Consider the following 20271-nt stretch of genomic DNA (forward strand, 5'->3'; position numbering starts at 1 on the left):
TTAACTGGGATATCCAGGCCGAACCCGCGGGGCTTTTTTGAAATTCTCTTGCGGATTGTGCAATCGGTCGGAGATCGATTTATCTCACCTCTCTAACCGAGTTTTTCGCGCGCGGCATCACCATGCAGCGCCTGCGCACCGTGCTGATGACGGCAATGCTGCCATGCTGGGCCTGCTGCCCATGGCCCTCTCGCACGAGATCGGCTCCAAAACGCAGCGCCCCCAGGCCATCGTGGTGATCGGCGGGCTGGTCATGGCTACACTGCTCACGCTGGTAGTGGTGCCGGCGCTGTACGTGCCCGGTTCGGCCCGAAGAGGTGACCCCCCGGAGGCCCTTCGGGCCTTCCCTACGCTCTCGCCTTGCTGCGCAAGGCCGGCAGGGCGGAGTGAGGGCCGCGGCTCCATGCCCGCCTGCGCGGGCATGGACGGGGCGAACGCCCCTCGACTCTGGCGAGAGGCTGGACGCCAGTGGCCTGGCAAAGCCAGTTCCACGGCGTCTGCTGGCCTGGGGCCGCGCCAGTTTCATAGGCTTCAGGTGGTGCCCAGGGCAATGGATAACTGATCGAGCAACGCAAAAGAACACGGACCCTGATGGGCCCGTGCTGCGGGGAGACGCGGAAAGCGCTGGCGGTCAGCCAGCCAGCAGGACCTGCGACGCCCCATCGGCGAACGATGCCACCAGTGCAGGCTCGCCCGGGTGCGCCGTGGCGCGGTAACCACCCGGGGCGACCGAATCGGCCAGCTGGAACTGATGCACCACCTGCGACAGGCGCGCGGCCTGCTCGCGCAGGGATTCGGCGGCGGCGGCGGACTGCTCCACCAGCGCGGCATTCTGCTGCGTCATGCGGTCGATCTCGCCCACCGAGCTGTTGACCTGGCCGATGCCGGAGGCCTGCTCGGCCGCGGCGGAGTTGATCTCGCCGATGATGTCGGACACGCGCTGCACGCTGTCCACGATCTCCTTCATGGCCTTGCCGGCGTCTTCCACATGGCGCACACCGCCGTCCACGGCCGCCACGCTGGAGCCGATCAGTTCCTTGATGTCGCTGGCCGCGGCGGCGCTGCGCTGAGCCAGGCTGCGCACCTCGGAGGCCACCACGGCGAAGCCACGGCCCTGCTCGCCCGCGCGGGCGGCTTCCACGGCCGCGTTCAGCGCCAGGATGTTGGTCTGGAAGGCGATGGAGTCGATCAGGCCGATGATGTCGCTGATCTTGCGGCTCGATGCCGAGATCTCGTGCATGCTGGCCACGGCCTGCTGCACCACGCTGCCGCTGCGGGTGGCGATGCCCGAGGCCGACGTGACCAGCTGGTTGGCCACCTGTGAGGACGATGCCGTCTGCTGCACCGTGGCCGTGAGCTGCGCCAGCGAGGCCACGACCTCCTGGGCGTTGTTGGCCGTCTGCTCCGTGCGGGCCGACAGGTCCTGGTTGCCGGTGGCGATCTCCTGGCTGGCGGTGGCGATGTTGCCGCTGGAGTCGCGCACCTGCGACACCAGCACGCTCAGATTGTCCTGCATCTCCACCAGGGAGCGCTGCAGGTCGGTCACTTCGTCCCTGCCTTCCACCTGCATGCGCTGCGACAGGTCGCCCTTGGCGATGGACTGGGCCAGAGCACGCGCGGCCAACAGCGGGCGGCAGATGGACACCATGTTCAGCAACGTGGACGGCACCACCACGGCCACGGAGATGAGCACGGTCAACAGGAACATCCACTTGGTCTGCTGCGCGGCGGCTTCCTGGTTCCGGATGATGCTATCCACCTCAACGCGCAGGCGCTCGCTCAGCGCCTGCAGCAGTTTGTGGGCCTCGACGAACTCGGCTATCGCCTTGTCGCTCATGCGGTGGGCGATGGTAGCGGAGGCATAGCCGCCGGTTTCCAGCTGGCGCGCCACGTGGTCGAGTTGGTCGCCGTAGCTGTTCAGGTGGCGCACGATCTCCTGCGTGAAGTTGACGTCCGAGATACTGGAGAGGCGCTCGAAGCGCTGGGCCACCTTCTTGGCACGGTCCAACGCACTCAGCCACTGCACGTGAGCCTGCTTCACCTCTTCGGGCTTCTCGTACTGGATGATCATGTCCTTTTCGGCCTGGCGGATGGTGCCCATCTCGCCGCGCAGCTCCGCCAGATGGCCCACCTCGGCATACGAGTGGGTAATGAAGTCCTCGCTCATGGAGTAGATGCGGAGCATGCCCAGCATGCCCGCCCCGCCCAGCAGCCCCAGTAGTGCCAGCACCACGCCGATAGCGCCGATCATCCTGAACCGGAAGGTGAACAGCCGCATGAGCGAATATAAATTCAAGTCGTCATCCTTACTTTTGTCGTGGCCCGCAGGCGAGGGGGTGATGGTGATGCTTGCAACAAAATAGTGGCATTTTGACAGACTCGGGCGGAATGCGGCGTAGGTATTTGTCGCATCCGTCAACGCTTCAATAGCAATGCGTTCGCCATTACGCTAACGGCTCAGCGCCATCGCCGCGCCGGCCACGACCGGGCTTAGATAGCCCTGCGCGGCCAGCAAAATGCCGGCCACCTTGTACGCGAAGGCCCAGAACAGGTTCTGCCGGATCTTGCGCACGGTGCGGTCCGATATCTCCAGCGCGGCGGCCACCAGCCGCGGATCGCCGAGCATGAGGGTGATGCCTGTTGCATGCATGGCCACGTCGGTGCCGTTGCCCATGGCCAGACTCACGTCGGCGGCGGCCAGCGCCGGCGCGTCGTTGACGCCGTCGCCCACCATGGCCACCACCCGGGGGGCCACACCCGCGCGCCCCTCCGCTGGCGCGAATGTGGTGCTGGGCGTGCTGGGCGCTCTGATCGGCGGCTGGCTGCTGACCAGCATCTATGCGCTGGGCACCGCGATCTATGGATTGGGTACCGCGATTCTGGCCACGCCGGTCGGCTGGATCGTCGCTGGCCTGGCCGCGGTTGCGGCTGCTGGATACGCGCTGGTGCACAACCGGGACCAGATCAGCGCCTGGTGGACGCAGAAGTGCGAGGATGTGCGGGCCGCATTCAAGGAAGGACTCTTGGACGGCCTGCTGGCGGCATGGCGCGAGTACAATCCGGTGGGGCTCATCATGGAGGCGTTCAACGGGCTGGTGAAATACTTCACCGGCTGGGATATCGCCACCATCCTGAGCGAGAAGATTTCCGCAGCGGCGCAGGCTGTCAAAGGCGCGTTGCCGGACTGGATGCGGTCGCTGTTCAGCATTGAGGGTGGTGCCGTGGCTCCTGCAGCCGGAGCAGCCGAGGCGACAGGAACGGCTGCGGCCGCTGCGGATATCGGGCGCCGAGCGGTAGATGTCGGTCGCGCGGCTGAAACCACCGAGCGCAACGAGCCGCAGGAGGTGCTCGTGCGCGTGGACATGAACAACCTGCCGCCTGGTACCCGAGTGCAGACGCAGGGCAGCAAGTAGGGTAGACAACGGCGCAGCTTTGTCTACCGATGCAATTGGTGGGAAATCATTGCGTGACTTACCCACCTTACCGGACTTGGCGGGTAGGTTACTGGTCGACTAGAGCATTTTTACCTTATTCTGATTCATATCCGGCTCCCTCGAAGTAGTGCCTGCAGTCCTGCGCCGAGAACTGCGCAATCGCCTCGCCAATGCTCTGCCACAGCTGCGGCACGGTCCGCGCCGCCGCCTTTCGCAGCAGCGCCTTGAGCTTGGAGAATGCCCTTTCGATCGGGTTCAGGTCGGGGCTATAGGGAGGCAGGTAGCGCAGTGTGGCTCCTGCGCCTTCAATGGCCTGGCGTACCCCCGCCACCTTGTGGGCCGGCAGGTTGTCCATCACCACGATAGCGCCGGGCGTCAGCTCGGGAACCAGGACCTGCTCGACATAGGCCAGGAAGGCCGGGCCGTTCATGGCGCCGTCGAGCACCAGCGGAGCAGTTAGCCCATCCACGCGCAGGCCGGCGGTAAAGGTCGTGGTTTTCCAGTGACCGTGAGGGACCGCGGCCAGGCAGCGCTCGCCGCGAGGGGCCCAGCCTCGTAGGCGGGCCAGGTTGGTCGCGGCGGCGGTTTCGTCGACGAAGATCAGCTTGCGCCAGTCGAAGCCGGGTTGTTCCTCGAGCCACTCCTGTCGTGCTGCCTGGACGTCCGGCCGCTGCTGCTCGGCCGCATGCGCGGTCTTTTTTTGAACGTCATGCCGTGCCGGTCGAGAAACGTCCATACCGTCGCCAGGCTGACCCGAATACCGCGCTCCCGCTCGAGGGTTGCGGCGAGCTCGGCCAGCGTCAGGTCGGGGGTTTGCTCGAGCAGGCCGAGCAGGTAGTGCGCATGGGGATCGAGCCGCAAGCCCCGGGGCTTGCCCTGTCGGCGGGCGACGAGCTCCCCGCCTTCCCGAAAGCGCCGTACCCAGACGATCGCCGTCGCCGTGCCGATGTCGAATCGCTCGGCAGCCTGCCGAGCCGACAGCCCGCCCATGGCCGCGTCGACGACGCGTCGGCGAAGATCGGCACTGTATGCTCGAGCCATTCTGGTCTCCTTGTCTGAGCGGGAGAGGAGGCCCGAAATGACCAGGAAGAGCAACCCCTGTATGTCGAATTCGTGTTTTCAAAAAATGCTCTAGCAGGTAGTGTGGGCAACGCCGCTATGCTTGTCCACCGCCACATGTATAGACAACCTAAGTTATTACATGTTAGGAATAGAAACCCACAGTATCCCTTAACTGATCTGCAAAGTTGTAGATGTCATCAATGGCTTCAAGGGGATGCCGTGTCTCATTTTTCTCTTTGTCGAAAGTTCCGATGTATTTTTGGTTGCGATTGAAGTGGAGCCGGCAGATAGGCTTGCGATTATTATCATCTAACAGGACACCGCAATAGCTTTAGGTATTGCACTGAACGATACGCTTGGCATCCACGACTGAGCGAACGATCGCTTTCACAATATGGAATCCCTCCATCTCTTCGATGGTGGTGACTATCTTGTCCTCTTCAACCTTCTCGGGGCTTGGGTTCCCTTCCTCTGCGGGCGCGACACTTACAGTGCTAACGCTCCCGCTCATGGCTGACTTCAGTCGTTCATTCACTTGATCGTTCAGGAATTGAGCTGCTGCTTTGCGCGTCAGCTCAGCAAATTGGTCACGTACCTTCTGCGTGATTATTCCATCATAAACACGGGAAGCGATCAGCTTTACGAAGTCTTCATCTGGCACGCTTAGCTGTGTAGCGATCACCTTCTTGATCTGGCTGACATACTTCAGCTCACCTGCGGCGTTGATGATGGATTCGACGTCGAAAGCAGACTTGGTGAGTTTGACTAGGTTTTGTTGACGTATCAGCTCAGCCATAGCAAAACAGCCGCAAAAGCCAGCATTCCCTTGAAATGGCTGGCCCTCTTCTCATAGCGAGTGATGATCCGCCGGTAGTGCTTCAACTTGCCGAACAGGCACTCGATCACGTGCCGCTCCTTGTAGAGATGCCAGTCGCAGGAGCGTTGCTCGATGCGGTTCCGTCTGGCGGGAATGACGGCCTGGATCTGGCGCTCCTTCAGCCAGGCCAGAAGCTGGTTGGTGTCATAGCCCTTGTCTGCCAGCAGTGCCGACGTGGCGATCCCCGCCATGACTGGGATCGCCCGGCTGATATCGGCCGCTTGGCCTTTCGTCAGGATGAAGCGAATCGGTAATCCCAGCGCATCGGTCAACACATGGATCTTGCTGCTGAAGCCTCCTCGCGAACGCCCCAGTGCCTCCTGGGCCGCAGTATTGCAGGCCGCCCCGGCTGCACAGGCATGGGCATGCACGACGGAGCTGTCGATGCAGGCGTGTTGAAGGTCGGCGTCCCGAGCCAGTACCGAGTGAAGCCGATCCCAGACGCCGGGCTGGCACCAGCGGGCGAAGCGTTTGAAAACGCTGTTCCATGAGCCGAGGCAACGAGGCAGCATCCGCCTTGAGCGCCGCTGCGCAGTATCCAGAGCACCGCTTCTACGAACCGGCGACAGCCGAGAGTACGGGTCAGCCGGATCCCCTTCGTGGCGCCCAGCAGGTTTTGGATACGGGACTAGTCGGTATCGCTCAGACAGCTTCTGTCGGTCATGGCAAAAGCCCAGTTTTAGCACTGGGCTTACGTCAACAGAACCTAGCAACAGAGCCTTGCGAACCATCCGCTGACTTCCTATGATATTTGGCTAAATATAGCTAAATATAGGGCGCATGATGGAAGTCATCCCGTTGGCCGATGCCAAAAACAACCTGTCCCGCCTTGTGGATGCCGCCAGCGATGGACAAGAAATCATCATTGCCAAGCACGGTCGCCCTATGGCCCGCCTTGTGGCTGCTGGCAAGCCTGTCCGGCTGCGCTACGGCACCCTGAAAGGCCAGATTCGCGTAGCCGATGATTTCGATGCCGAACTGCCCAGCGAAGCCTTGGCCGGTTTTGAAGGCAAGGGTTCGGCATGAGGCTGTTAATCGACACCCATATCCTGATCTGGATACTGATCGACGACCCCAGGCTGACCCCCAAAGCCCGTAAGCTACTGGGCAAAGCCAGCGAGATTTACGTCAGCACCGCCTCCTTCTGGGAGATGGCCATCAAGCAGAATCTCGGCAAACTGGATCTTCAGCTCGAACAGGTCATTGAGGAATGCCAAAACCTGGGCATCCAGGAATTACCCGTGACCGCAGAACACCCCCTTGCCTTACTAGGCCTTGAACCCCTCCATAAAGACCCCTTTGATCGGCTGTTGGTAGCCGTGGCCAAGGCCGAACCGATGAAGCTACTTACGGCGGATAGCAAGGTAGCGGCTTATACGGAGTTGGCGGTGTTGATTTAACGAAAGAAGGGCGCTCTACGTAATTAACATGCCGCTGCTTGACTCAGGCATGCGCCTCCCTGTCTGTCCAGCGCATCGATAACTCACTGGTTCAGGCTTTTCGCTGCGCGAGTTCGCCTTGGAACCTCCCCAGGCTGCCGACTTGGCGGCAGCGGGGGAAAGTAGCGCTGGCAGGAGTAGGTTTCCGTCAGTTGTACCCTACGTCGCGCCGGGCGGAGGAGATGGTGACGGTGAATCCGGCCAGCACGTCGATGAAGGACATGAGGGTCATGAGGAAGAACGTCGAAGTCCCCGCCGCGCTATAGGCTATGAACTCCACCAGGAAGGCCACGAACAGCAGCATGGACAGGGCATGGTCTATGACCGAAGCATTGCCGGAGCGGGTGGACTTGACTACTTCGCCACCCAGAGCGACCAAGGCCAGCGTCAACAGCAAGTCCGAAGTGGTGAAAAGCCATTGTGCGCCGGACAGCAAAGTCCCTTGAAACAGCACGCCATCGAGGTTGCCGGTGCCGGTCAAGATGACCGCGTTGTAAGCCAGAAAAACGAACAACAGCAGGGGAATGCTTCTGATCAATTGCATGGGTATGTCTTCGTCGAGTTTAAGAGGGCGGCCACTATTCACCACTGGTTGCCCGTGTATCAAGAGAGCGAGCACGTAGGGTAGACAACGCTTTGCTTGCCCACCATATGCCCTGGATAGTCACCTCACCTTCTGCGGCACAAGCTCGATATGCAGCTCGCAGCCTACGGCCTGGGCATAGCGCTCGAGCGTTGCTAGAGAGGGCGCATGTTTACCGGCAGACTCCAGCCGAGAGATGGCGCTTTTGGTCGTCCCCATCCGTTCGGCCACCGCATCCTGTGTCAGTCCGGCACGGGTACGGGCTTAGAGTAACTGGTCGGCCAGTTGGTATTCCAGGGCCAGAGCGTCGTAGGCTTCGGTAAAGCCTTTGCGGGTGCGGGCTTTATCCAGAAACTGCTCATGGTTGTGGCGAACGGGTTGGTATTTGAGGTCAGGCATTTTGTACCTCCTTCAAGCGCGTAGGGTAGACAACGGCGCAGCCTTGTCTACCGATGCAAGCGGTGGGTAATCGCTGCGCGAGTTACCCACCCTACCGAACTGCCTGACAGATCGCGGCCGCCCTGTCGGCCATGCCGGGGAGCAGCCCGATCGGCTTGATCGTCCTCACCATCTGCACACTCAGTCTGTTCCGACTTCGCCGCGCCATCCTCCCACCGTAGAACGATCTTGCCCTCGCGGTGCGCGGCCATTTCTTCGACGCCCTGCATCAGCTCGGCAAACAAATCACGCTTTTTCACTTGGCACCTCGCTTTTTCAGCTCTGCGGCGATGGCCTGCTTGAGCAGCTTTTCCTGCTCGGCGATCGCTGGGCCACCAGAGATGTAGTACAGCAATAACATATTTGTTACTATTTCGGCCGTGAACTATACCATTACCTACTACAGCGAAAGCATCCAGGACGATGTGCTCGCCTTGCCGCCCGGCCTGCGCGCTCGCTATTTCGCCTTGGCCGACTGCATGGAATTGCACGGTCCCAATTTGGGCGATCCACACAGCAAGGCTTTTGGATACGGCTTGTTCGAACTACGCCTGAAAGCGGCAGAAGGCATTACGCGGGTGTTCTATTGCACCTTGGTAAACAAGCGCATCGTGGTACTACACAGCTTCGTGAAGAAGACAGACAAGACGCCCGTCAAAGAAAGGTGACTGGCCGAAACGAGAATGAAAGAGGTGAAGCAATATGCTGACGCACGCTGAACTCAAAGCCAAAGCCCTGGCGGACCCCGAGGTACGCGCCGAATACGAACGGCTCAACCGCGAAGGGTTCGCCCTGCTGGACGAGATGCTGGCCGCCCGCCGGGAAGCCGGCCTGACCCAGGCGCAGGTTGCCGAACGCATGGGAACCAAGGCCCCGGCGGTAGCCCGGCTGGAAAACGCATTGGCTTCGGGCAAGCATTCCCCCAGTCTGGACACGCTACGCAAGTATGCGGCGGCACTGGGCAAGCGGGTGGAAGTGCATCTGGTCTGATGGCGAGCACGGAGGGTAGGCAGCGGCGCAAATCCAGACTCCGCGACCTCGAAATCACGAGTCAGGCACTGGTCCGGTACGCCCAGTGGCGAATGGGCGACGATGGCGGACACGTGCTCGGGCAGATAGTGAGCAATGATCTGGTCCATCTGGGGGCGGTGCTGTCCTTAGCCAGGCCGGCGTGAGGATACGAGATCGACCAGCACGCGATGGCCGACGCTCGCAGGACGCTGAAGAAGCTCGGGGTGAGCCTGAGAAGCGAGGAGCACGACCGACGGCCTATGTTGGATGAGCTGGACAGGTTGCTGTAACACTTCGGAGACATTCTACGCCGTCGTCCGTCCGTCGGATTCGCACTTTTCAGCACGCGACGTCAGGACGAGATCACCCGCATCCGCTGGGCGGACGTCGACGAAAAGCCACGCGCCACCTTGGCGAAGCTGGCCCGGTCTGGGAAAGTCAGGCTGTAGCAGCTCAGGTCCTACGGAGTCAGCGTAACTACGGGCAGGCTCTTGCCGCCCTCGCGCGGTATCAGTAGCAGCATGCTTCTGCCCAGGGTTTGTCGCGGACCAGCACGGCGACCAAGACGCACGACACCAAGACCGGCCAGCCGGTGGTGACCGAACTACTCAATCCGGATAGCACGGCGGCGCAGACCGGTGGCGAGCACGTCGACCGGCATACCTATCCGACCCCCGAGGCGACCAGGGGCGCTGCCCAGGCGCGCCTCGACGGACTCAACCGGGCCACCGCGTCCGGCTCGCTAACATCGATAGGGCGGGCCAAAATCACTGCCGAGACGACGATGCGCCTGAGCGGCTTCAAGGTTGGCGCCGATGGCGACTACCTGGTGGAGCCGGTCACCCGGAACTACTGGGGCGGTGGATGGGTGGACAGCTACGAGATTTCCGCCGGCAAGGCCAAAGTCGTCAAGAGTAAGAGCAAGAAGAAAGACGGGCCGCTCCAGGTCATCGATCTACCTACTATGTGATGCGCCCTTATTTATATAAAGGAGTCATCGCGTCGCTCTGACTCCCGATCCGGCCAGATCCGGCGTGCCGATATCGGCACATCCTGAAGCAACTGCTAAGCGCTGGTGGAGAACGGAAAACCTCGAAAAGCATCCCCCGGACGTTGGGGGAAACTGGGTTCAATGCAGCCAGCCAGCGGCTTTGTCCTGGTGCTGCTTTCCTGCTCTGGTGAGAAACCGCAAGCACTGCTGCTCGCGGTCGTACCCCAGTAAGGTACCAAGAATGAAATCTTGCTCCGGCGTCAGCTCGTGCAAGGGTTTGGTCACGATGGTGCGCACGGTCTCGACGCAAGGTCCGCGACCAAAGAACACATTGACCTTCGTCATGCCGACATCTTGCACGTAACAGTCGATGGACTCTTTTTCCAGCCTCTTTTGGAGTGCCATCGCCTCGTGCGGGGTCATGGTAAGCAGGAAAAGCTGACGCACTCCCTTGCGATATTCATAGATGTACTGGCCGAAGCAGGCCCCTACATGAGCTGAGCAAGCCATGTCGTGATCCGAGCGTTCGTTTGGGAGGACTGGTTGTCTTCGTCCAGGGCCAGCCCGACGAAGCGGCCATCGCGCACAGCGGTCGAACCGGTGAAGTCGTAACCCTCGACATCCGTGAGCCCTACCACGTTGGCACCTTTTTCTACCACGATATCGTATAGAGTGCCGATCGCGTCCACGAAGGAGCCGGGATAGTTTTCCTGATCGCCGGTGCCGAACAGGGCTACCGTTTTGCCATTCAAATCCGCTTCTTCGAGCAACTCGAGCCGCTCATCCCAATCCGTTTGCAAATCGCCATCGCCATAAGTCGGGCAGCCCAGGATCAGCAGGGAACAGTCTTCGAAATCAGAAACTTGAGCCTTTTTGATATCCAAGACACGGCCGTTGATTTTACTGGCGATCCGTGAAGCGATCTTCTTGGTGCAGCCGCCGTCGGACCCATAAACAATAGTTACGCTCATATTGCAACTCACTCGGGATTGGTTGGAATTCTGTAGCGGACCCGGGATGGGCCATCACCAGTTCCGCTGCGCCTGGATACCATATGATCAATAAGAATTATTTGCAATAGCTTGTTATTTCTATCTGCGCGGAAGTCTGAGCCACGACAGAACGCCTTTCCAGGCCGCCACCCGTGCGCGGCTTTTTCCCTGTTTCCGAGCCCCGACAACCGCCGGGGCTTTTTTATACCAGGAGGAAATCTTCCATGACGCTATTTAAGATCCGCGCCGCGGCCATCGCTGCTGCCGGGGCGGATGAATAGCCTCCAAGCCGAGACCATGCTGTTGGCCATCGGCTTGCAGGAATTCGCGTTTCGTCACCGCCACCAGATCGGCGGGCCCGCCCACAGCTATTGGATGTTCGAGCGTGCTTGGCGTGCTGGTGCATCCGCAGAGTCTCCGCATGCCCTGGCGGTCTGCGAGGCGAGTGGCGTCGAGGCGTCGGCCGGCACCGTGCCCGCCTGCTGCTGTGGACCGATCCGGCGCCGCTGCTGGCGGTGAGCGAGGTGGCTAGAGGCTGAGATCTGTATGTGCAGACGTGGTGGCCCGGCAAGCTGCACCGGAACCGCTGGGATGCCTGCTATGCGCAGGCCATGGATGCACTGGCCGGGGAGCTGCCGGCATGAGCCTGCTGTCCGCCGCCACGGCGCTGCTGCCGACGATTTCGGGGCTGCTCGATCGCGTCATCCCCGACTCGCAAGCCAAGTCCCAAGCGCAGATCGAGTTGCTCAGGCTCCAGGAGGAAGGGGCCTTCAAGGACTTGGATATTTAGTCGCAGATCAGTCTTGCACAGGCCGAGATCAACAAGGTCGAGGCGGCGAGCCAATCCGCATTCAAGTCGGGTTGGCGGCCGCTGGCCGGCTATGTTTCTATGTCTGTGGGGGCGGGCTGGCCTACGACTTTACTGTTGCGTCCGCTGCTGCCTTGGGTGCTGACGGTGGCCGGCGTGCAGGGCGTTCCGCCGCTACCGTTGCTCGACGAGGTACTGTTTGGGCTGTTCGGCCTTGGGACGCTACGAACGCTGGAGCGGCGGCAGCGGGTGACTGTGATCACGTCCAATACTTGATCGGGAGGATGAGTCGCCAGGGGAACAGAAGGAGCCAAGGAGGCGGTCAGTAGGGTGGGGGCGACGGGGAGCCTTGTCTTGTTTCGCGTCGGGAAGGGGAGTGGAAAGGATTTCCCGGTCTCGCTCGGCTTGTGGAAAGGCGGGTAGACGGTCGTTCGAGCCGTCTTCGGGTTCGTCGAGGCTGGCCCGATTCTGCAAGGTATGGGATATCAACTTTATGAGCAGGAACATTACCAGGGCGGACAGGAGCTGATAGACCAGAACGACAATCGCGAGTATCAGGACTCTATTCATCGAGTATGCCTCCAAGTTGGTGTGGTGGAGGGGGCATTACGAGCAAGAGGGGCGACTGATACTTCTCGTTGCGCTACTGCGGACCAGCAAGGGTCTAGACACTCAGGACGGCCGCTCTAGCCGGAACCCTAGGGGAGGGAAGCGTCGAAATTCTTGACCTGAGCCAATGTCGCGCACGGTGCGCGATACGACGCGACGGAAGGCACCGAGCAGGATGAGCCACTAGAAGTAGCAATGGATGGCCGGTTACGCCGGCCGGGCGGGCACTCTGTCGCCGCTGGCGTGCCTACCAGGCAAGGTGAGGGGAATAGACCCTGGCTTGCAGATTACTCGAACCGAATGCGCGCTTTACCGAGGCCGTCAGGCCCGGATAACCAACTTCTTCGTATGGCCAGCTAACGCTCTCGGCATGCCGATCTGCCGACGGCTTATCGAATAGTATCAAGAAGCCATTAAAAAGTCTTTCTATGTGGGGGCATCTAGCTTTGGAATGCTGCGAACACTGGAGTAGTGGCTGCGATCGCGCCGAAGCGAGCATGTTGAGTCGAAACATCAGGAATAGGATGCAAGTTCTAGTCTAGTCGGCTTTTCCTTGTAGATCAGTCGCTTGCCCGTCCGCTTTGAAGAGCACAGCGGGAATTGCTGTCTCGCCGACTGCCGAGAAACCCTCTCCTTAAGCATAAAAAGGCAATTATTTTATTGACCTATGTCGATGAGGTTGTTAGTTTTTGTTTCAGAGAAGACGGAACAAACGGCGGTAACGGTGCCACGACCCGTCTCGATTCAATCGACTGGTAACGACCGCTCGTTTCGCTCTGAGGGAACCGCCATGAAAAAATTCGGAATTCTGGCTCTGGCCATCGGCATGCTCACCGTCGGCACCGTCAACGCCGCCGAAATCGTCCGGGAAGTGACGGACGAAACCTCCGGCCAGGCTGCGGGCAGCATGAACGGCATGATGGCCGGCGCCGTCGGCGGTCCGATCGGCGCGGTACTCGGTGCGGGCTTTGGCGCACTATTCGGCGGTTCCGGTCAGAAAGCCGTGGGTGCCAGCGAGCGCATCTACCTGGTGCGTACCGACAGCGGCGAACTCAAGGAATACCGTTCCCCGAACTACATTTTCTCTGCCGGCGACAAGGTCGTGATCCACGGCAACCGCCCGCGTCCGTACGGCTGGACCCCCGAAACCGCCGAAGACTTCGCCTACAACAGTCACTGATCCCTACAGCGGCCGACACGTCGAAACACTGAGCCCCCACACCGGCGGGGGCTCTTTTTTATGCCTGCGATTCAGCCGTAAGAGTTGGAGAGGCGTTCGCCGATGGCCTGCAGCATGACCGGCAGGAAATCGCGGTGGGCGCCGAAGGGGTTGCGGATCCAATTCAGCAGCGATTCGGGAGTGAAGACGTCGGCTCCGCTGGGGATGGCCCGGAGTTGCGTTCGCCCCTGTCGTCGAAGGTCAGCACCCAGCGTTTGTCGCGGATCAGCAGGGCGGCCATGTTGTCGAGGTTTGGGAGAGCCTGTCTCCCTGTGCAAGAGTCCGCGGGATGACTGGGGGCCGCTCCCTGTACCCGGATAGCGATCGATTGTCCGCAAGCCTGGACACGACGTGCAATGGTTTTGGCTTCAAGGGAGAAAACGAATGCCCCTTCCATGGGGCGCTTTCGGAACTTGGTGCTCAGTGGGCTTCTTCGGCCTCGACGGGATTGCTGCCATACAATGACTTTACCAGCGGTCCGATGGTTAGTCCCTGCACCAGAATCGAGACCAGCACCACGATGTAGGTGAGGGTCAGCAGCAGGTCGCGCTCCGGGCCCAGGGGCAGCGCCAAGGCCAGTGCCACCGAAACCCCGCCACGCAGGCCACCCCAAGACAGGATGCGGATGGTTCCCGGAGCCACCTGGAGTTGCACGGACTTCAGTTGGCGGATCAGAACGATCCCCGGGCCGACGGTCAGCACCCGGGCTAATAGGACAGCTCCGCCAAGCAGGATCGCTGCGACCACATGTAGCCAGGTGAAAGGAAGCACTAGCAGTTCGAGGCCGATAAGGGCGAACAGCAGGGCATTGAGAATTTCGTCGATCAGGATCCAGAAGCCATCGACATAGCGGCGCGATTCCTCGGACATGGCATGATGGCGGCCATGGTTGCCGATGATCAGACCGGCGACAACCATCACGATCGGTGCCGAAACATGCAGTTTCGCCGCCAGCGATGCGCCGCCGAAAACCAGGGCCAATGTCAGCATGACCGATGGCTGGAATTCGTTGACCTTGGACAGCAACAGATAGACGACATAGCCTAGCAGCAGGCCGAAGACGATCCCGCCGATGGCCTCCTTGAGAAACAACAGACTTACTTCGCCTATCGTCGGGGTGTGGCCGATCATGAGGATGCCCAGCAGGATGCTGAACATCACCACAGCGGTTCCGTCGTTGAACAGCGATTCGCCAACGATGGTGGTCTGCAGCGGTTTAGGAGCGCCGCTACTTTTAAGAATGCCCATTACCGCGATGGGATCGGTCGGCGAGATGAGTGCACCGAACAGCAGGCAGTAAATGAAACTGACCTGCCAGCCGAATAGGGTAAAGGTGTAATGGGCCAGGCCGGCGACCACGAATGTGGCGATCAATACGCCGCCCGTGGCGAGAAAGGTGATCGGCCACTTGTAGCTACGCAAATCGTCCAGATTGACGTGCAGGGCACCGGCAAACAGCAGCGCGGGCAGGAACCAGGTCATCAAAATGTCGGAAAAATCGATCCGGCGGATCATTTCCTGGATTTCCAGCTCGAGTACCGGATAACCCAGCGCCGACAGGCCATAAGCGAGCAGCGAGAGGAGAAGGGCTCCAATCATGACTCCGATTGCCGGAGGGAGACGGATCAGGCGGTAGTTGAGATAAGTGAAAAGCGTTGTCAGCGCGATGAACGCCGCCGCAAGGTCCAGCATTGAGCATTTCCTCTTAGATAGTTCGCTAAACATTATCTTATGTATTCATGTTTTTTTCATATAAAACCGTCGGGTAATCAGATAAAGGAATGGCCCGGACCGGGCAGGCAGGATCGCCGGAGGTTGGAAACGGGTGACTGCGATCACGCCGAGAACATAGTCGGAAAGTGGAAATAGCCAGGCGGATACCGGGATTGAATCCGGGGCCGGACGCTGGGGGAAGACAGGGACTATCGTCCTGTCGCGTATCGGGCGCGTGCTCGGCAAGGGTTTTTAGCCTTCGCTCATCTTGTTGCGGCGTGATCGGCCGGGGTTCGTTCGTATTTTCTTCTGGATCGGGACCGGTCTTGGCTTGCAGAACATGGGCTATCAGTTCCATGAATAGATCCATCACCATGGTGGACAGGATCAAGTAGACCAGAATGGAAATCATGAGCATCAGGGGGCTATTCATCCGTGTGCCTCCAGGCCTGGCTTGATGGGGGAGTGGGCGGGCAAGGGCGGCGGTCAACGTCGTTGTGCTGCGCAGGTCAGGCACATAGTACAGGGCTGTCCGAGCCGGCACCCTACGGTACCCTGAGTACGGAATTTTTGACTTGAGCCAATACTCGACCGATGTACGCAAGCGATGTGATTGAAGTCAATGCGCGGTAGAAGCCGGGCGAGAGAGGTGCGTGGGCGGGCGAGGCCATCGGTCCCGGGCACTTCGCAGGCAGATACCGGATGGGATACGAAGCCGACATCATTATTTCCCACCGAAAACCGGTCGCTGTCGGCGTGCCGTTCGGCGGTTCCGGTCAGGAGGTGCCGGGTGGTAACGACCGCGTCTGCATCGTGCGCACCGACAACGGCGAACCGGAGAAGCGCCGCTTGCCAGATCACGTCTCCGCTATCAGCGATCAGCCGGAGATCCAAGGCAATCGTCCGCGCTCGCTGGATTTGACGTCGTCCGGCTCGCCTTCGACGGGCAGGCCATGGCTGATCCCGCTCTTGCTGTGTGCTTGCCACATAACCTTGGTTAGGGCAGGATTTTCGCGCTGTGAGTGCCTATCCGCCTGTTTCGACGGGCCAACCTCACTATCACGGAGAGAATATGAATAATAAAGGTGCCGATGTTGCTGTTTACGTGCAGAAGTACAAAGGATTCGATATGGCTGTCGAGCCATACCGCGGGCTGGAGCGGAAGTGGACCATCCGAGCCAGCGTGCGTCGGGACAAGGAAATGTTCACCTCCCGAAAAACCGATATCGATTGTTCCTGGGATTGCATCGAGGCGGCCTGCGAAGCCGGGTTCCGGCATTGCCGCGCGCTCATCGACAGGCTGGCCCGGCATTGACGACAGGTATTTCCTGCCACCATCTCCCGCCATTGCGGCTCTGGCCCGGGGCCTAGCTGCATAGCGATGACCAGCAGGGCCGGGGCGCAGGCGCCTTCCTGCCGTCCGGGGTCTGGTTCGATATCGCCAAAGCGGGCGATGACCGGGCCCCGTTACCACGAATATGCACCTGTGAAGTCCTGTCTTCAGTCCACGAGTGTCATGCGGAGATGGCTTACTTCGGGTGTTGCAACCGGAATATGCGAAGTTCTCGATCCAGCATCCGCCCGCATTCCATTTTCGTCGATGGTGAGTATGGATGAGGATGAATTCCAGAGTCCACAAGTCATGTATTGTTCATCGAGCGATATTATCTGGCACCAAGGAGATAAATATCGGTCACGAGGGGACGTGCATCGCCGATGCGAGAGGCTGCCTTGGTTGCCGATGCCGAACCTTTTCCTACTTGTTTCGATGGGATGGAACCGGAGTTGCATCCAGCTTGCCGTTTCGAGGTCTTGAACCTTTCGGCGCAGCCAGGCAATGAGTTGCGTGGCCAAGATTGTTTGCAGATGTTTCTGCCAGGGGTGGTGTCGCTCATTCTCTGGTTGTAGAGTCCAGCAGGAGCATGCCGCCGGCTGGTTGCGCTTGCGATAAGAAATTCGTCGACGAAAGCAAGGATCGTCTTGTGTTTGGCTGGTTGCGTATGAATTCTCGGAAAATACTGCTTCGAAGCAGGGGAATGCGTTGGCTCACCGGCTAGCATGGATTGAGGCATAGGTCGTAGGTAACATCCTTGACGTGTATCAATTCGTTAATCATTAATAGCGCTACCTGTCGACAGGACATGGGGTTGCAGTGATATCGAGCTACCGTTCGATGGTCGAATCCTCATTGTTCTTCTTAATCGAGATGCACTTGTGTCGAACGCCTTTATCCGAAAAAGCCAATACCTGATTAAAACACTCACCTATGTTGGCTGGTCGCTGTTCTGGCTGTTGCTGTGGGATATCTTCATCACCGTGTATTACATGCTCATGCTGAGTCCGAGCATAGATCTCCCTTCGATGCCACTGACACTACTCGGCTCGGCGCTGGTGGTGTTGACCAGTTTTCGCAACTCCAGTGCCTACAACCGCTGGTGGGAGGCGCGAACCCTGTGGGGCACCATGACCAACAACTCGCGCAGCTTCGCGCGCCAAGTGCTCACCCTGATCGACGATGCCTATGGCATGAACCCGGTCAAGGCCGTACTGCTGCGTCGCCACGTGGCCTACGTGAAGGCCCTCTCGGCGCACCTGAAGGGCGCGCCCAGCGGCGAGGATGTCCAGGCGCTGATCCCGGCCGAGGAATTCGACCGGCGCCACCACACCAACAACTTCCCCAACGACATCCTGAACGGTTCCGCAGCCCTGCTGGCCAAGGAGTATAAAGCCGGGCGGCTGGACAGCATGCGCCTGTCCCGCTTGGAGTCGACTATGGTAGTGCTGTCCGACTGTCAGGGCGGCATGGAGCGGATCGCCAATACGCCGCTGCCGTATCCCTATGTGTACTTTCCGCGGCTGTTCATCTCCCTGTTCTGCCTGATCATGCCGATCGGCCTGCTGGAAACCCTCGGCTGGTATACGCCGTTGGCCTCGACGGTGGCGGGCTTCATGCTGTTGGCCATCGAAAGGGTCGGCAGCGACCTGCAGAGTCCCTTCCGCAACAGCGAACACCGCATCCAGACCGAAGCCTTGTGCCAGAACATCGAGCGCAACCTGGAGTCGATGCTGCGCGATGCCACCGCGGAGCGCTCGCCCGAACTGGTTCCGGTGGGCAGCGAGCTGAAGCGCCTCTGACGGGCGGTTACCGCAGCATGAAAAAACGGGCGGGGTGATCTACCCCGCCCGTCGTGTTTCCAGGAGAGTTCCCCGCCCGGCCCATGCCATCCGGGCTGGGCGGGAGCTTCAGGCGTTCGCCTTGGGCTTGATGAACAGCCGCTCCCCGCGCTCCAAACCGACCAGAGTGTTGTGATCCTTGACCACTTCCGCCTCGATCAGCTCGTTCTGACCATCGACCTTGAGGGTCACCCGGGTGATGGCGCCGAGCGGGCGGATATCGCGCACTTCGGCGCCGTGGTATTCGGCCACCGCCTCGCGGGACAGCAGAACCTCGTGAGGGCGGAACAGGATTTGCCCGCCCTCTAGATGCAGGCGGTTGGAGTCGCCAAGAAAGTGGTAAACGAAATCGCTCGCCGGATGCTCGTAGACCTCGCCCGGTGCGCCGATCTGCTCGATCACCCCCTTGTTCATTACCACGATGCGATCGGCCACCTCCATAGCTTCCTCCTGGTCGTGGGTGACGAACACCGAGGTCAGGTTGATCTCCTCGTGCAGGCGCGCCAGCCAGCGGCGCAACTCCTTGCGCACCTTGGCATCGAGCGCCCCGAAGGGCTCGTCGAGCAGCAGAATCTTCGGCTCCACCGCCAACGCGCGGGCGAGAGCGATGCGCTGGCGCTGGCCGCCGGACAACTGTTCGGGATAGCGGTCGGCCAGCCAGTCGAGCTGCACCATGGCCAGCAACTCATGGACCTTGTCGGCGATGATCTGCTCGCTCGGTCGCTCGCGCTTGGGCTTCATGCGCAGGCCGAAGGCAACGTTGTCGAACACCGTCATGTGGCGGAACAGCGCATAGTGCTGGAATACGAAGCCGACGTTGCGATCGCGTACGTCATGGCCGGAAACGTCCTCGCCGTGGAAGGCGATGCTGCCGCTGTCCGGAGTTTCCAGGCCGGCGATGATCCGCAGCAGAGTGGTCTTGCCGCAGCCGGAGGGACCGAGCAGGGCGACCAGTTCGCCGCTGTGGATGTCCAGGTTGATGTCGTTGAGGGCCTGGAAGGCGCCGAAGTGTTTGCTGACGTTGCGGATTTCGATGGACATGGCTTACTCCTCGGCAGCATCGGACTTGAGGCGGGACAGACGGGCTTCGCTCCACTGCTTGAGCAGCAGGATGATCAGCGCCAGGACCAGCAGCAGGCTGGCGACGCTGAAAGCGGCGACGTGGTTGTACTCGTTGTAGAGAATCTCGACGTGCAGCGGCAGGGTGTTGGTGAAACCGCGAATGTGACCGGAAACCACCGACACCGCACCGAATTCGCCGAGGGCGCGGGCGGTGCAGAGCACCACGCCGTAGATCAGGCCCCACTTGATGTTTGGCAGGGTGACGTACCAGAACATCTGCCAGCCGTTGGCGCCGAGCAGGTGCGCAGCTTCCTCTTCCTGACTGCCCTGTTCCTGCATCAGCGGGATCAACTCGCGGGCGACGAAGGGCAGGGTGACGAAGATGGTCGCCAGGACGATGCCGGGCAGGGCGAAAATGATCTGGATGTCGTGCTCGCTCAGCCAGTCGCCGAACAGGCCCTGGGCGCCGAACAGCAGCACGTAGATCAGGCCGGCGATCACCGGCGAAACCGAGAACGGTAGATCGATCAGGGTCACCAGCAGGGTCTTGCCGGGAAACTCGTACTTGCTCACGCACCAGGCGGCGGCCAGGCCGAACACCAAGTTGAGCGGTACCGAGATGCCCACGGCGAGCAGGGTCAGCTTGAGGGCGGAGATGGCGTCCGGTTCCAGCAAGGCGTCGAAGAAGGCCCCGAAGCCGAGCTTGAGCGCCTCGCTCAGCACGATGTAGAGCGGCAGCAGCAGGAACACGGCGAACACCAGCCAGGCGGCGGCGATCAGCAGGCGGCGGCCGAGGACGTTACCGCGGCGGGCGGCATTGGCGGAAGCGGCCGCGTTCAAGGTTATGGATGACATGGCG

At 60.5% G+C, this 20271-nt stretch carries 25 protein-coding genes and 5 pseudogenes; 15 read left to right on the forward strand and 15 right to left on the reverse strand.

Annotated features, from left to right (window positions below; translation table 11 throughout):
• The first annotated feature begins 163 nt into the window (after nt 1–163).
• Nucleotides 164–562: an efflux RND transporter permease subunit gene (locus ACGI6K_RS08080; protein ID WP_376949166.1), complete on the forward strand. Its 399-nt coding sequence runs from the start codon at nt 164–166 to the stop codon at nt 560–562.
• A 69-nt stretch (nt 563–631) separates the two neighbouring features.
• On the opposite strand, the gene ACGI6K_RS08085 is transcribed toward ACGI6K_RS08080, so the two are convergent.
• Nucleotides 632–2296 (reverse strand): methyl-accepting chemotaxis protein, encoded by a 1665-nt coding sequence (locus tag ACGI6K_RS08085; protein WP_376949168.1) that lies wholly within the window; start codon nt 2294–2296, stop codon nt 632–634.
• 119 nt (nt 2297–2415) lie between these two features.
• Nucleotides 2416–2746: pseudogene (locus ACGI6K_RS08090) on the reverse strand (copper-transporting ATPase); the annotation flags it as partial.
• On the opposite strand from ACGI6K_RS08090, the gene ACGI6K_RS08095 reads away from it, so the two are divergent.
• Nucleotides 2733–3413 (forward strand): hypothetical protein, encoded by a 681-nt coding sequence (locus tag ACGI6K_RS08095; RefSeq protein WP_376949170.1) that lies wholly within the window; start codon nt 2733–2735, stop codon nt 3411–3413. The pseudogene ACGI6K_RS08090 and the gene ACGI6K_RS08095 overlap by 14 nt on opposite strands.
• A gap of 115 nt (nt 3414–3528) precedes the next feature.
• On the opposite strand, the gene ACGI6K_RS08100 is transcribed toward ACGI6K_RS08095, so the two are convergent.
• The 3 genes and pseudogenes from ACGI6K_RS08100 to ACGI6K_RS08110 all read right to left on the reverse strand — a co-directional run bounded on the left by ACGI6K_RS08100 (nt 3529) and on the right by ACGI6K_RS08110 (nt 6104).
• Nucleotides 3529–4475, reverse strand: a protein-coding gene (locus ACGI6K_RS08100; RefSeq protein WP_394543735.1) for an IS630 family transposase whose coding sequence is annotated in 2 segments (ribosomal slippage) — nt 3529–4136 and nt 4136–4475 — 948 coding nt in all. Because the reading frame shifts where the segments join, the coding sequence is not laid out codon by codon here.
• 163 nt (nt 4476–4638) lie between these two features.
• A pseudogene (locus ACGI6K_RS08105) lies at nt 4639–5265 on the reverse strand (restriction endonuclease); the annotation flags it as partial.
• A 14-nt stretch (nt 5266–5279) separates the two neighbouring features.
• The gene (locus tag ACGI6K_RS08110) at nt 5280–6104 is read right to left on the reverse strand and encodes an IS5 family transposase (protein ID WP_376946031.1); all 825 of its coding nucleotides are present in this window, start codon (nt 6102–6104) and stop codon (nt 5280–5282) included.
• A 49-nt stretch (nt 6105–6153) separates the two neighbouring features.
• Here ACGI6K_RS08110 and ACGI6K_RS08115 point away from each other — a divergent pair, with 49 nt between their 5' ends.
• Together ACGI6K_RS08115 and ACGI6K_RS08120 are read left to right on the forward strand one after the other, a co-directional pair.
• Nucleotides 6154–6399: a type II toxin-antitoxin system Phd/YefM family antitoxin gene (locus ACGI6K_RS08115; protein WP_376946033.1), complete on the forward strand. Its 246-nt coding sequence runs from the start codon at nt 6154–6156 to the stop codon at nt 6397–6399.
• Nucleotides 6396–6773 (forward strand): type II toxin-antitoxin system VapC family toxin, encoded by a 378-nt coding sequence (locus ACGI6K_RS08120; protein WP_376946035.1) that lies wholly within the window; start codon nt 6396–6398, stop codon nt 6771–6773. Before ACGI6K_RS08115 ends, ACGI6K_RS08120 begins: the two co-directional genes overlap by 4 nt.
• Nucleotides 6774–6960: 187 nt before the next feature.
• Here the strand turns inward: ACGI6K_RS08120 and ACGI6K_RS08125 are convergent, their stop codons facing one another.
• From ACGI6K_RS08125 to ACGI6K_RS08140, 4 genes and pseudogenes are all read right to left on the reverse strand, one after another.
• A complete protein-coding gene (locus ACGI6K_RS08125; protein ID WP_376946037.1) occupies nt 6961–7356 on the reverse strand; it encodes a hypothetical protein in 396 nt (131 codons plus the stop codon).
• Nucleotides 7357–7476: 120 nt separating this feature from the next.
• Nucleotides 7477–7647, reverse strand: a pseudogene (locus ACGI6K_RS08130) (helix-turn-helix domain-containing protein); the annotation flags it as partial.
• A gap of 12 nt (nt 7648–7659) precedes the next feature.
• Nucleotides 7660–7794 carry a hypothetical protein gene (locus tag ACGI6K_RS08135; protein ID WP_376946039.1) on the reverse strand — a complete coding sequence of 45 codons (135 nt, stop codon included), beginning with the start codon at nt 7792–7794 and terminating at the stop codon, nt 7660–7662.
• A 215-nt stretch (nt 7795–8009) separates the two neighbouring features.
• A pseudogene (locus ACGI6K_RS08140) lies at nt 8010–8093 on the reverse strand (transcriptional regulator); the annotation flags it as partial.
• Nucleotides 8094–8213: 120 nt separating this feature from the next.
• Here ACGI6K_RS08140 and ACGI6K_RS08145 point away from each other — a divergent pair.
• From ACGI6K_RS08145 to ACGI6K_RS08160, 4 genes and pseudogenes are all read left to right on the forward strand, one after another.
• Nucleotides 8214–8501 (forward strand): type II toxin-antitoxin system RelE/ParE family toxin, encoded by a 288-nt coding sequence (locus ACGI6K_RS08145; protein WP_376946041.1) that lies wholly within the window; start codon nt 8214–8216, stop codon nt 8499–8501.
• A 34-nt stretch (nt 8502–8535) separates the two neighbouring features.
• Nucleotides 8536–8823, forward strand: coding sequence for a helix-turn-helix domain-containing protein (locus ACGI6K_RS08150; RefSeq protein ID WP_376946043.1), 288 nt, complete (start codon nt 8536–8538; stop codon nt 8821–8823).
• Nucleotides 8824–8867: 44 nt separating this feature from the next.
• Nucleotides 8868–9263 (forward strand): annotated as a pseudogene (locus tag ACGI6K_RS08155) (hypothetical protein); the annotation flags it as partial.
• Nucleotides 9264–9382: 119 nt separating this feature from the next.
• Nucleotides 9383–9814 (forward strand): hypothetical protein, encoded by a 432-nt coding sequence (locus tag ACGI6K_RS08160; protein ID WP_376946045.1) that lies wholly within the window; start codon nt 9383–9385, stop codon nt 9812–9814.
• 159 nt (nt 9815–9973) lie between these two features.
• On the opposite strand, the gene ACGI6K_RS08165 is transcribed toward ACGI6K_RS08160, so the two are convergent.
• Nucleotides 9974–10345, reverse strand: a complete 372-nt coding sequence (locus ACGI6K_RS08165) for a DUF2023 family protein (RefSeq protein ID WP_061291965.1) — start codon at nt 10343–10345, stop codon at nt 9974–9976.
• Nucleotides 10324–10806: a flavodoxin FldA gene (fldA, locus tag ACGI6K_RS08170; protein ID WP_376946047.1), complete on the reverse strand. Its 483-nt coding sequence runs from the start codon at nt 10804–10806 to the stop codon at nt 10324–10326. Before fldA ends, ACGI6K_RS08165 begins: the two co-directional genes overlap by 22 nt.
• A gap of 294 nt (nt 10807–11100) precedes the next feature.
• Here fldA and ACGI6K_RS08175 point away from each other — a divergent pair, with 294 nt between their 5' ends.
• The 4 genes from ACGI6K_RS08175 (at nt 11101) to ACGI6K_RS08190 (ending at nt 13424) form a co-directional block, all read left to right on the forward strand.
• Nucleotides 11101–11346, forward strand: a complete 246-nt coding sequence (locus ACGI6K_RS08175; protein WP_377968491.1) for a hypothetical protein — start codon at nt 11101–11103, stop codon at nt 11344–11346.
• Nucleotides 11347–11467: 121 nt separating this feature from the next.
• Nucleotides 11468–11617, forward strand: coding sequence for a hypothetical protein (locus ACGI6K_RS08180; RefSeq protein WP_376946049.1), 150 nt, complete (start codon nt 11468–11470; stop codon nt 11615–11617).
• Nucleotides 11618–11623: 6 nt separating this feature from the next.
• Nucleotides 11624–11911, forward strand: coding sequence for a 3TM-type holin (locus tag ACGI6K_RS08185; protein ID WP_376946152.1), 288 nt, complete (start codon nt 11624–11626; stop codon nt 11909–11911).
• A gap of 1123 nt (nt 11912–13034) precedes the next feature.
• The gene (locus ACGI6K_RS08190; RefSeq protein WP_376946051.1) at nt 13035–13424 is read left to right on the forward strand and encodes a hypothetical protein; all 390 of its coding nucleotides are present in this window, start codon (nt 13035–13037) and stop codon (nt 13422–13424) included.
• Between the two features lie 459 nt (nt 13425–13883).
• Here the strand turns inward: ACGI6K_RS08190 and ACGI6K_RS08195 are convergent, their stop codons facing one another.
• Both ACGI6K_RS08195 and ACGI6K_RS08200 read right to left on the reverse strand, forming a co-directional pair.
• Nucleotides 13884–15155: a cation:proton antiporter gene (locus ACGI6K_RS08195; protein WP_376946154.1), complete on the reverse strand. Its 1272-nt coding sequence runs from the start codon at nt 15153–15155 to the stop codon at nt 13884–13886.
• A 37-nt stretch (nt 15156–15192) separates the two neighbouring features.
• Nucleotides 15193–15609: a hypothetical protein gene (locus ACGI6K_RS08200; RefSeq protein ID WP_376946053.1), complete on the reverse strand. Its 417-nt coding sequence runs from the start codon at nt 15607–15609 to the stop codon at nt 15193–15195.
• 269 nt (nt 15610–15878) lie between these two features.
• Between ACGI6K_RS08200 and ACGI6K_RS08205 the strand changes: the two genes are divergently transcribed.
• The 3 genes from ACGI6K_RS08205 to ACGI6K_RS08215 all read left to right on the forward strand — a co-directional run bounded on the left by ACGI6K_RS08205 (nt 15879) and on the right by ACGI6K_RS08215 (nt 18311).
• A complete protein-coding gene (locus ACGI6K_RS08205) occupies nt 15879–16256 on the forward strand; it encodes a hypothetical protein (protein WP_376946055.1) in 378 nt (125 codons plus the stop codon).
• Nucleotides 16249–16491: a DUF6566 family protein gene (locus ACGI6K_RS08210; RefSeq protein WP_376946057.1), complete on the forward strand. Its 243-nt coding sequence runs from the start codon at nt 16249–16251 to the stop codon at nt 16489–16491. Before ACGI6K_RS08205 ends, ACGI6K_RS08210 begins: the two co-directional genes overlap by 8 nt.
• Nucleotides 16492–17390: 899 nt before the next feature.
• Nucleotides 17391–18311, forward strand: coding sequence for a bestrophin family protein (locus tag ACGI6K_RS08215; protein ID WP_376946059.1), 921 nt, complete (start codon nt 17391–17393; stop codon nt 18309–18311).
• A gap of 108 nt (nt 18312–18419) precedes the next feature.
• Here ACGI6K_RS08215 and ACGI6K_RS08220 read toward each other — a convergent pair whose 3' ends face one another.
• Nucleotides 18420–19391 carry a sulfate/molybdate ABC transporter ATP-binding protein gene (locus tag ACGI6K_RS08220; RefSeq protein WP_376946061.1) on the reverse strand — a complete coding sequence of 324 codons (972 nt, stop codon included), beginning with the start codon at nt 19389–19391 and terminating at the stop codon, nt 18420–18422.
• Between the two features lie 3 nt (nt 19392–19394).
• Complete coding sequence (gene cysW / locus ACGI6K_RS08225; protein ID WP_376946063.1) at nt 19395–20267, reverse strand: sulfate ABC transporter permease subunit CysW; 873 nt, start codon at nt 20265–20267, stop codon at nt 19395–19397.
• Between the last annotated feature and the right edge of the window lie 4 nt (nt 20268–20271).

The organism is Azorhizophilus paspali (assembly GCF_043587585.2).
GTDB classification, from domain to species: domain Bacteria; phylum Pseudomonadota; class Gammaproteobacteria; order Pseudomonadales; family Pseudomonadaceae; genus Azotobacter; species Azotobacter paspali.